Source organism: Paraclostridium sp. (genome assembly GCF_051657365.1).
Taxonomy (GTDB): Bacteria; Bacillota; Clostridia; order Peptostreptococcales; family Peptostreptococcaceae; genus Paraclostridium.
The window spans coordinates 1-10785 of record NZ_JBOFKN010000177.1 but is presented as its reverse complement, the minus strand read 5'-3'; the positions used below and the strand labels follow the sequence as shown (position 1 = coordinate 10785).

The window sequence follows — 10785 nt, the reverse complement described above, 5'->3', positions numbered from 1 at the left end:
ATAACATCACCCTTTACTCATTTAACCAACTATTAACTAGGTCTGTAACTTGATCTGGATTATCAGCTGCGAATTTCTTAACTTCATCTTCTAAGCTTATGCTTTCTTCATCCTCTTCTTCGTCACTGTTTAATCTATTTTGTTCTATTTCTTCTAGTCTTTTGTTGATTAATTCTACTTCGTCTTCTTCTCCAACATAATCTAAATCTACAGATTTATCTTTCTTCTTTTTAAGAAGCATATGTATTAGTGCAGCTATTAATAAAATCACTGCTAACACAAATATTACTGCAACAACTATTAATATAGTCGACATTGATTTATCCTTACTTATAGCATCTTTTATAACGCCAAATGTAGAAGTATCTTTTTTCTCTGAGTCAAATCCCATAGCAACTACTTTTACATTGTCGCCTCTTTTATCATCTATTCCTATAGCATTTCCTACCATAGCTTGTACATTTCTTATAACATCATCAGTTAATTGTCCATTTATAGCTACAGATGCTGTTAATTTATTTATTTCACCTTTTGACTTTATAGTCTTTGTTTCTGTCTTTCCTGTTTGATACTCGATATTTTCTTCAGTATTTTCATTTTGTCCCGCTCCACTTTCGTTAACGTTACTCATGTTGTTATCTACTGCTCCACCTGTATTTTGCTTTTCAGTAGACTTACTGTTTGATTTTGATTCTTTAGTTATTACTTTGTTTGGATCAATTACAATCTCAGTTTTTTCACTTGTATCAAAGTTTAAATCTGTATTTACAGTTGCCCTAACATTTCCTGGTCCAAATATAGGTTCTAAAAGTCCTGTTATTGATTGTTCAAGTTGTCTACTTAAATCTTTCTCTGCTTTCATAGCTTCATCTACATCATTTAAGTTAGACGTATTTATATTTCCATCTTCATCTATTAGTCCTTCTGATAATAATTTCATATTTTGATCTATTACTTCTACATTTTGTTTTGGTACATTATCTGTACTCGCACAAACTAAAGACATTATAGATCTTACTTGAGATGGTTGTAGATTTTCTCCTGGTTTTAAACTCAAATAAACTGCCGCTTTACCTGGTACACTTTCATTTGCAAAAACTGATTCTTCACCTTCAGTTATATGAACTCTGGCACTCTCCACTTGCGGAAAAACTTTAATTGTTTTTTCAATTTCGCCTTGAAGCATTCTTTGTTTTTTTATTTGAAATTCTTCATCTGTCATACCAAATGATGAACCTTCATCCATTATTTCAAATCCCTTAGATCCATTAGATACACTATTTGATAATTCCATTCTTAATTTATCTACATCTTCTTTAGGAACTAATATAGAATTTCCTTCTATTTTTGTTTCAATTTTTTTAGATTCTAATTCTTTAGTTACTGCAGTAGCATCACTAGGATCTAACCCTGAAAAAAGCACACCATATTTATTTTGTTTTGCATAATTTATCCCAAATATTATTGCCAGCACTAAAGATATAACTGCAACTATCACTGCTATTTTTTTCTTTTTAGATAAGGCCTCAAATTGTTCTTTTTTAACTATCACAAAATCTTTCGTTTTTTGTGGCAATTCCTTTATATTCATCTAAAATTCTCCTTGCTATGAAGTTATAATTGAACTCTATTTAGCTCTTGATAAGCTTCATACACCTTATTTCTAACCTCAACCATTAACTGCATCGATAATTGAGATTCTTGTGCTGCCATCATAACATCATGCATGGCAACATTATCTCCTTTTATAAGGCCTTCAATTTTGTTATTTGCATCCACTTGCTTATCATTAACTTTATGTAATGCATTTTCTATTATATTTGAAAAACTACTTTCACTTTCGCTACTTTTAGTAGTTTTCATAAGTGCATTATTAGTTGTTGATATATTGTTTACTGCATTTATAGCGCCTACTCCACTCATAATATACTCCTTTATCTACCTATTTCTAAAGCCTTAGAAATCATATTTTTTTGTGCATTTAATGTATCTACATTAGATTCATATGATCTAGATGCTGTCATTAAATCAGTCATTTCTACTAATATATCTACGTTTGGATATTCTACGTATCCTTCTTTATCCGCATCTGGATGATTAGGCTCATATAATTTTCTAAGAGGTGATTTATCTTCTTCTATAGATTTAGTTTTTACACCTAACATGCCTAATTTTTCATCGTAATTTTCTTCAAATACAGCAACTTTACGTCTATATGCTCCACCATCTTTAGTTCTTGTTGTTTTCATATTGGCTACGTTAGATGATACTACATCCATTCTTAACCTCTCTGCAGATAAAGCACTTGCACTGATTCTCATTCCTCCAAAAACACTCATCTACTTACCTCCCCGTTATAACATTTCTGGTCATGCCCAATTTTATATTAGTTAAAGTTATAAGTGCGTTATATTCAAGAGTAGTAGCAGCTTGATTGACCTTTTCATTTTCTAAATCAATATTGTTTCCATCTTCTCTCATAGAACTCACTTCATCTGTTTTAACTTCTATTTTTGGTTTTTTATTTATAGAATCATCTAATGTTTCTTCAAACGTTACATACTTTCTTTTGTAATTAGGGGTATTAATATTTGCAATATTGTTAGCAATAACTCTGCCTCTAAGCTCTGTTGCATCTAATCCCGCCTTGATTAAACCATAAATTTCCATTATTACCTCCAATTTTTTTATTAAAACAAAAAAAACTACTCTTAAAGAGTAGTTCAATCACTTTTATAATATATCAATACTTACTATTATGTTACAAAATCAAAATAAAATTATATAAATATACCCACTTATTCCTTGGTTTATATTATATGTTTTTCATCCTAAATTATAATACACATATTAGCAATGATAACAAAAAGTTTATTAACTCTTCGGCAGCTGGCTGGCATAGTTTATGTAACATAAACCTTAACCCCTATAGTTTTGCGTCACTAAGTTTCCCTAGTTTTGCCCTTAAGTATTGTTTTTCGACTTATATATTTATAATATAACATTATTCGTTTTTATTCAAGCATTCACTTTAAATTCTAATTTTTTCAACAAATGGAAATATTCTCATTTATATAAAAAAACTTATAATTTGTCGTTTTATATGTATTTTTTAGCCAAATATATACATACTATCAAATTATACACTTAAATATTGATTTATTAAATTAGTTATTTTAACAGATCCAATTTCACCAATATGATCTAAATCAATAAAATCACATTCTTCAAATATGCCTTCTTTTGTAAAATCGATTAATTTTATTTTAAATTTTTCTTCAATCTCATTTAATATCTTGTAAAATTCACATTCATATTCTTTATTTAAAAACTCGCTATAGTATTTAGTATTTGGAAATACAACTATAATTGGTTCTATATTCTTTTCTTTTAAAAAATTTATAAATTGATTAAATATACATTTATATTCTTCTTTTGTCTGTGAGTAACTAGATAATTTATTATGTTGATTAGCTCGCTCTTTACCTAGCCTATATTTTTCTAATTCGCTAATATCACTTAATTTTGTACCTCTGAGTATACTATTCATTTCTCTTTTAAAATTAATGTTAAAATATCCATTGTTATCTCTGTATATTAAATCTTTAAAGTAATAATCTAGATTTTCTAAGTTAAATGTATATTCTAGAACTTTATCATTTAATACCTTTTCAATATTTAATAACTCTATACAATCTACAACTTCTAAGTTATGTTTATCTTTTAATATTGGATAGTATGTATTTTTAATTAAATTTACAGAATAATCACTCTTTGACTTTGACAAATCATGATTCACTAAATAGTACCCTCCACCTATAATACATCTCTTTATAGATTTATTATTATCTATAGCTAATTTTGCTAATTTATATGAATAGTATAAATCTTGGCTAGATAAAGCTAAACTTATACTCTTTGATACTAATAAGTTTGTATTAATTCCCGTTAGTGGATATGAATTCCCTACTACTATAGTTTCTATATCTTTATCTTTAGATTTTTCTAAAGACTTCAATAAATAATTATAATCATAATTGCTATAATATATTTTATTACTAATATCAAACATATAGTTCATTGTTTTATCATAGTATACAACATCATTAAAGTACAATTTAAAGTCTAAGTCTAAATCACATACTTGGCTTTCTTCACTATAAATAAGTATATTTATTTGTGAGTTATCATGTTGTTTATATAGGTTTTTATATTCATCTATATTTTCTATATATACAATTTTATGATTAATTGATGTTTTTAATATGTTATATTTATCTACTCCATAAAAAAACAAATTAATATTGTCATATTTTTGCATGTAAGTATCAAATTTATTTAAGTATATATTAAGTTCATCTTTTATTATTGCTTGACAACAATCTTCGTCTCCAAAATTTTCAATTATATTTACTAACTTATCGGCTAAGTCAATAAATGGTTTAATATTTGAATAATATTCATTATTATATTGCATAAAATCAGCTAATATATTTATTATGTCTATCAATTCTGATTCACTAATATTTTTTTTTGATAGTAAATTGCTTATAGCTTCTATTATTTCTTTATTTTTTAAATGCTCATTTAAATTATATTTATTATTAGTTTCTCTATAGTTTCCCATTGTTTTATTCCTTCTTAATTTATAAATTCCAGTTCAAAATAGTTTTAAATGTTACTGTTAAATCCTGTTCAAAAGATTTATTTAAATCATCTATACACTTAATATCAATAACCTTTGAAATTAGTTTTTGAAGTTGATTTTGACATTCTAAATTTTGTTCTAGGAACTTTACAGTTTCTATAAAATCATTTTTCCCACTCCTACTGTTTCCAATAAGTGTCAAACCTTTTTCTAAAACCATCCTTGTATTCATTTCAATTAACTTTTCTGATACACCTAGTAAAATTATGCTGCCTTCCGGATTTATATAATCTATTATCTGATTTATGGCAAAATTACTTCCTATACCTCCAACAGCTTCAAATCCATGATCTATTGATAAATCACTTGGAATTTCATCTATTTGATATACTTCATCCACAAATGAAAAAAAACTTAATTTTTCATCATTTTTGCCAAAAACTAATATTTTTGAATCAGGATACTTAGTTTTTAATATTAAAGATATAATAAATCCTAAATTACCATCTCCCCATACTCCAAGAATGTCTTTTTTGATATTAGATTTTTTTTCAAATCGACCTATAGCATGCATAGCTACACTAATAAGTTCTATAAATGATGCAATATCAGCATCTATATTTTCATACCTTACAACTCTATCCCTATCCATAAATACATAGTCTTGAGTAAATCCATCATATCCACTAGATCTAAACTTACTAGACGTTAAATAATTTTCACTAATTACCTCATCCTTCTCAACTGGAGTATTAGGAATCATAATAACTTTATCACCAGGTTTAAATTCGTTATTTTTATCATATACAACCCTCCCTACAGCTTCGTGAATAAGTGCCATAGGTAATTTATTTTTTATCACATCTCTTCCTCTACTACCTGTATAATATCTTTGATCTGCTGCACATATTGACAACTTTTCTGGTCTAATTACCAAATCTTTTCCATCAAGTTCCTTTTCTTCAAAATCAACTACAATCTGACCAGGAGAAATAAGTTTGTATACTCTGTTTATCATATAATTTCTCCACTTAACATTGCATTCGCTACCTTTAAATCGTATTGAGTCGTTATCTTTATATTAGATACATCTCCCATAACTAATTTCACCGTTTGATTTTTTACGACAAATATTTTAGATGCATCTGTTAAAATATTTTTTTCATCTTTACTGAGCCCTTTATAAAGTTGTTGTAGTTTTTGTATATTAAAACTTTGAGGAGTCTGTCCTTGATACATCTCACTTCTTACAGGTATGTTACTAATATTTTGCCCATCTACTGACTCAACTATTGTATCAGTAGCCGGTATAACTGTGTCAGTAGCTCCATATTTAATAGCCATTTCAATATTTTCTTCTATTATCCTATGTGTTAAAAAAGGTCTTACTGCATCATGAGTTATAACTATATCATCACTATTTAATCCAAATTCACTTGCTATATATTCAATCCCATTCATTATAGATTCATTTCTGTCTTTTCCGCCTTCACAGATAAGTATTTTATGTCTATTTGATTTTAATATATATTTATTCACTATATCTTTAGTGTGAGCAATCCACTCTTTAGGTGTTATAACTATTATTTTATCTATTTTATTATTTAGTAAAAACCTATCTATTGTGTGAATTATAATAGGTTTTTTTCCTATATTTAAAAATTGTTTAGGCATTTCCGTTTTACCCATTCTTGTTCCTTTTCCACCAGCTAAAATTTCTGCATAAATCATTGTCTATTCTCCCTAGAAAGTTGTTCATTTATATGATCCCAAACTCTTAATGAAGCATCGCTATCCTTATATTTATAAAATGTATCTCTTAAATCTTCTCTTTTTTGTTTAAAATAATCAGGTTCATTTAAACTTTTCATTATTTCATATTGTAAATCTCCTTGATTTAATACTTTAGGTCCTGCCGTCCAAAAATCATAAGGCTCTAAAAGTATACCCTTTTCTTTTCTATATTGTTCAATATCTGTAGGAATAAATATAGTTGGCTTATTCATAAATAAAAAATCACCATATATGCTAGAATAATCTGTGATTAAAAGATCTGCACAATTTAAAATTTCATATAAATCCAAGTCATTTTCATCTAGATTTTTATTTGATATGAATATTAAATTATTTAATTTTCTTTCTTCATTTTTATTCGTAACAGTTCTCTCTTCTGCATGATGAACTTTAGCTATACATACCATGTTATTTTCTTCTAAAAACTCATCAAACTTTTGATAATCAAAGTCTTTTATTTTTATAACATCATTAAGTTCTTTTGACCCACTTGCTAGGCCTGTGTTTTCATGAACATGGAAGGTTGGCATATTAAATACAACTTTTTTATCCCCTATACTTTTACCTAAAAGTTTTTCTAAATTTTTCTTTCCATCAGTTAATAAAAGAGTATCCGTTCTTGGATTACCTGTAATCTCATATTTATCCTCAGGAATAGCTGCCATAGAACTAAGTGTCAGCATATTCATATTAGATGTAATACATACTTTATCTATATTTTTATATTCCTCAGGTGTAAATGCAAAGTTTTTATTTTTTTTATCCATTAATCCAGCAGCTTTAAACGATACTGCACCATGTCCTACATCAATATTGTATGTGAACTTGGGATAGCTAACAAAAGTATTAAATCCAGAAACGGTTACTGAAGATACTAAAGGTACTTTAATCATATTTTCTATATCAAATACATCTCTGCCATTTATTAAGTTAATTTTATATAATCCTTTATATTTTTCAGGCATATATTTGATAAGAGCATTAACATTAGAGTCAGCTGCATTAAACTTGTTAAAAGTTATTGTTCTATCAAAATCTTTATTTTTTAAATCTTGCATAGTTTTATAATCAATTTCTATTCGTTTAAATTTATTTTCTATAGAAAGCATTATAAAACATTTTTCTAATCCTTTTAATGCAAGTTCTCTAACTACGCTTATGTAATTTATGTCATATGGAACTACAACCTCAAGCTCAAAATGTTCTTTATTCACTATAAAACTATCAATAGTTAATATTTCTTTACTTGTAATTATATGGTTTGCTTTTACATAAGCCCAATTTTGACATATATTATTTTTAGCTAGTACCCTTATGTATTCTTCATCTACGCCATTAAAATCAGCATATATATATCTAATAAATCCCATATTATCTAATCTTATATCTAAGTTGTTTTTAACTTCATTTATTATAGCTTTATAATTTTCATATAAGACTTCATCTTTATATAAATCATTTATATCATTTATAAATTCAATATCATCAGTGTATCTTAATGCAATACCTGCATATAAGGCCGATTTAAGTTTTTCTCCAGTTATCTTGTACATATAAATCAAATTAAAGTACCCATCTAAATAGTTGTTAGCTATATTAATTGAAGTTTCATAACAACTAATAGCGATATCGTACTCTTGTATTTTAAAACATAACATACCCCTTAAGTTCCAATACTCAGAGTTATTTATGTATTCTTTTTCATTTTCTATTATCAATTTATATGCATTTTCTATATCATTATTTAATATCATATTTTTTATTTTATTGATAGTGTCCATAAATCCAATCTCCTCATTCATTATATTAATTTTGCATAATTAAATTGATTTTTTCTCTAGCTTCACCTACTATAGTTTGATCTTTACAATATTTAATAATCTTATTATAAAAATTTATAGCTTCATATTTGTCGCCTGAAATTTCTTTTAAATATCCAATATTAAAAAGAATATTGAAGTTGTTATTTTCTAAAATCCATGCTTTTTTCAACGTAATTTCCGCGTCTTCTAAATTACTACTCAATAAAGCTATAATCGATTTCATATTAAATATGTCAAATTCCTCACTAAACATATTTTCATATTCTGTAATCATAATTGTAGCTTCATTTAAATTTCCACTATTTATACTATTCTCAATTATTAATTTATATTTTGACTTAAGCTCTAATAATTCCGAAGTTAAATTTAATTCATATTCAAATTTAGATATTAATACTTGTACAGCTTTTTTGTACTGAGGATGATTTATAAGTAGATCTTTTAATTTTTTTATATATTCTAATTTATCAGTGTTTTTTAATTTATTAATTATATTCATCCTAACTACAAACTCATCATCTTCATCTCTTAGAACCTCAATCAGCTGTTCATCAGTTAAATTTTCATTGTAAATTTGCTTTATACACTCATATGCATAAGTCATATACATCAAAAATAAATTTTCATATTTTTCATTCACTAAATTCCCATGTATTAATAATGACTTAGATAAACAGCTGTATATTTGTATTTTTTTTATATCCAATGTAATTGGTGCATTAAGTAAATAATCATAAAAATCAATTATACAATCTCGTTTACTTTTAATTACATACTCTATATACATTTTAATTTTCAAATAACTCGTATCCTTTAAAATTTCAACTATATCTATATTTTGTTTTATTGCATAATATAGCACTTCTGAATAATATATATCTTTTTCACAGTTTAAAACCTCATTGTATCTTTGTATATCTATTTCTTTTCCAAGTCTTATTTTATTAAGGACAGAATAACTTCCATCTATATTACAAAGTAATTCATACATTTTTAATCTATCTTTTTCTTTCATTCGTTTTAAAATAGATTCTAATGCTATCTTAAATTTTTGTTGTTGAACTATAGAACCTGAGGTTAACTCATATAATTCTATTATTTTATTAAGTTTATTTAACTTATATAAACTCATAAATATAACTAAATATGCTTCTTCCAATACTTCTATTTTTAATTCATCAATATTTTTTATAACATCTTCATACATTTCTAATTTATAGTAATTATCTATTATATTTACCATACATTTATCTTTATGAATAAAAGTATCAAAGTTGCATTCACTATTAGTTGCTTGGGTAGATGTATCATAGTTTTCTAATAAATATAAATATTTTTTGTAATTTTCTATACTATGCTTGTATTTACCCAATTGCTTTTGACTTGTTGCAAGATAATAATAAATATCTATATTTTTATTATCTTGTTTTATATATTTAATGCATAATTTTTCACACTTCTCAAACTCACTTAAATCAATATAAACACTAACTAAATCTAAAGTTACAAATATAGGTATATATCTAGCCTTAGTATATAAATCATAGCTTTTTTCCATATAGTATATTGCATCTTCATAATCACTAGATATAATATAATTTTTACCTAACTGATAATTAGTGTATGGGTCTAGTGGTTTATCTTTTATTTCTTCTAATAATATTTTTTTATTTCTACTGTCTTTTAATTGTTTTACTTCTTCATTTTCAAATAAATATCCATAATGATTAAATCTAGCTATATCATTGTATATAGGATTTTTAAATATTGGTTGTTCATGTATTGCACCTTCATATCTAAAACCTTCATAGTTTTTAAATACTCTTATAAGAGGTGAGATACTATATACTTTTTCATCTTGAGAAAGTATATTTTTCAATGTTATACTAGCACTGTTATATTTCTCACATAAAGATGAATTGAAAAATACCCTTAATTTATCATAATCTGTTAACTCTTCATCTGCATCTAATATAAGTATCCAATCTCCACTAGCATACCCTATTGATATATTTCTCATATCTGCAAAATTATCATTCCATTTAGCAGAGTATACTTTATCAGTATATTGTTTAGCTATTTCAACACTAGAGTCTGTAGATCCTGTATCTAGTATTACAAGCTCACTATTAATATTTTCCATTAAGGGCTGTAATGCTTTTAATGTTTTATTTAAATATATTTCTTCATTTTTCATCATCATAACAATACTTAACAACATATTTTTTATTCCTTTCAAGTCATTAAATTTAAAAATAAAGAGTAAAGCACATGCTTTACCCCTTAGTTTTAAGTTTAATAATTATCTTAATAATTGAGTTACACTCTCAGGTTGTTGCTTAGCTTGTGAAACCATAGCTTGAGAAGCTTGATTTAATATGTTTAACTTAGATAATTTAACCATTTCTTTAGCAACATCAACGTCTCTTATTCTTGACTCTGCAGCTGATAAGTTCTCAGTTGAAGTTGTTAAGTTAGAAGAAGTATACTCTAATCTATTTTGAGTTGCTCCTAAATTAG

At 26.0% G+C, this 10785-nt stretch carries 10 protein-coding genes and 1 riboswitch; all 10 genes read right to left on the bottom strand.

Annotated features, from left to right (window positions below; genetic code table 11):
- Positions 1–13: 13 nt before the first annotated feature.
- Positions 14–1591, bottom strand: coding sequence for a flagellar basal-body MS-ring/collar protein FliF (gene fliF / locus ACRCYC_RS13935; protein ID WP_438619741.1), 1578 nt, complete (start codon positions 1589–1591; stop codon positions 14–16).
- 23 nt (positions 1592–1614) lie between these two features.
- A complete protein-coding gene (gene fliE, locus ACRCYC_RS13930) occupies positions 1615–1923 on the bottom strand; it encodes a flagellar hook-basal body complex protein FliE (RefSeq protein WP_438619740.1) in 309 nt (102 codons plus the stop codon).
- An 11-nt stretch (positions 1924–1934) separates the two neighbouring features.
- Positions 1935–2339 (bottom strand): flagellar basal body rod protein FlgC, encoded by a 405-nt coding sequence (gene flgC / locus ACRCYC_RS13925; protein WP_438619739.1) that lies wholly within the window; start codon positions 2337–2339, stop codon positions 1935–1937.
- 4 nt (positions 2340–2343) lie between these two features.
- On the bottom strand, positions 2344–2670 hold the full coding sequence (locus ACRCYC_RS13920; protein ID WP_438619738.1) for a flagellar basal body protein: 327 nt from the start codon (positions 2668–2670) through the stop codon (positions 2344–2346).
- A gap of 211 nt (positions 2671–2881) precedes the next feature.
- Positions 2882–2973, bottom strand: a riboswitch (cyclic di-GMP riboswitch).
- A gap of 166 nt (positions 2974–3139) precedes the next feature.
- On the bottom strand, positions 3140–4627 hold the full coding sequence (locus tag ACRCYC_RS13915) for a hypothetical protein (protein ID WP_438619737.1): 1488 nt from the start codon (positions 4625–4627) through the stop codon (positions 3140–3142).
- A gap of 19 nt (positions 4628–4646) precedes the next feature.
- On the bottom strand, positions 4647–5666 hold the full coding sequence (locus ACRCYC_RS13910) for an alcohol dehydrogenase catalytic domain-containing protein (protein WP_438619736.1): 1020 nt from the start codon (positions 5664–5666) through the stop codon (positions 4647–4649).
- The gene (locus ACRCYC_RS13905) at positions 5663–6379 is read right to left on the bottom strand and encodes an IspD/TarI family cytidylyltransferase (protein ID WP_438619735.1); all 717 of its coding nucleotides are present in this window, start codon (positions 6377–6379) and stop codon (positions 5663–5665) included. Before ACRCYC_RS13905 ends, ACRCYC_RS13910 begins: the two co-directional genes overlap by 4 nt.
- A complete protein-coding gene (locus ACRCYC_RS13900; protein ID WP_438619734.1) occupies positions 6376–8223 on the bottom strand; it encodes a CDP-glycerol glycerophosphotransferase family protein in 1848 nt (615 codons plus the stop codon). The genes ACRCYC_RS13905 and ACRCYC_RS13900 overlap by 4 nt, the downstream gene beginning before the upstream one ends.
- Before the next feature lie 25 nt (positions 8224–8248).
- Complete coding sequence (locus ACRCYC_RS13895; protein ID WP_438619733.1) at positions 8249–10504, bottom strand: glycosyltransferase; 2256 nt, start codon at positions 10502–10504, stop codon at positions 8249–8251.
- Positions 10505–10567: 63 nt separating this feature from the next.
- On the bottom strand, positions 10568–10785 hold a 218-nt coding region (locus tag ACRCYC_RS13890), incomplete at its 5' end, for a flagellin (protein ID WP_438619732.1).

Bases quoted from the DNA above. Each gene is read 5' to 3' on its own strand.
- fliF (WP_438619741.1), bottom strand. From the start codon at position 1,591: ATGAATATAAAGGAATTGCCACAAAAAACGAAAGATTTTGTGATAGTT.
- fliE (WP_438619740.1), bottom strand. From the start codon at position 1,923: ATGAGTGGAGTAGGCGCTATAAATGCAGTAAACAATATATCAACAACT.
- flgC (WP_438619739.1), bottom strand. From the start codon at position 2,339: ATGAGTGTTTTTGGAGGAATGAGAATCAGTGCAAGTGCTTTATCTGCA.
- ACRCYC_RS13920 (WP_438619738.1), bottom strand. From the start codon at position 2,670: ATGGAAATTTATGGTTTAATCAAGGCGGGATTAGATGCAACAGAGCTT.
- ACRCYC_RS13915 (WP_438619737.1), bottom strand. From the start codon at position 4,627: ATGGGAAACTATAGAGAAACTAATAATAAATATAATTTAAATGAGCAT.
- ACRCYC_RS13910 (WP_438619736.1), bottom strand. From the start codon at position 5,666: ATGATAAACAGAGTATACAAACTTATTTCTCCTGGTCAGATTGTAGTT.
- ACRCYC_RS13905 (WP_438619735.1), bottom strand. From the start codon at position 6,379: ATGATTTATGCAGAAATTTTAGCTGGTGGAAAAGGAACAAGAATGGGT.
- ACRCYC_RS13900 (WP_438619734.1), bottom strand. From the start codon at position 8,223: ATGGACACTATCAATAAAATAAAAAATATGATATTAAATAATGATATA.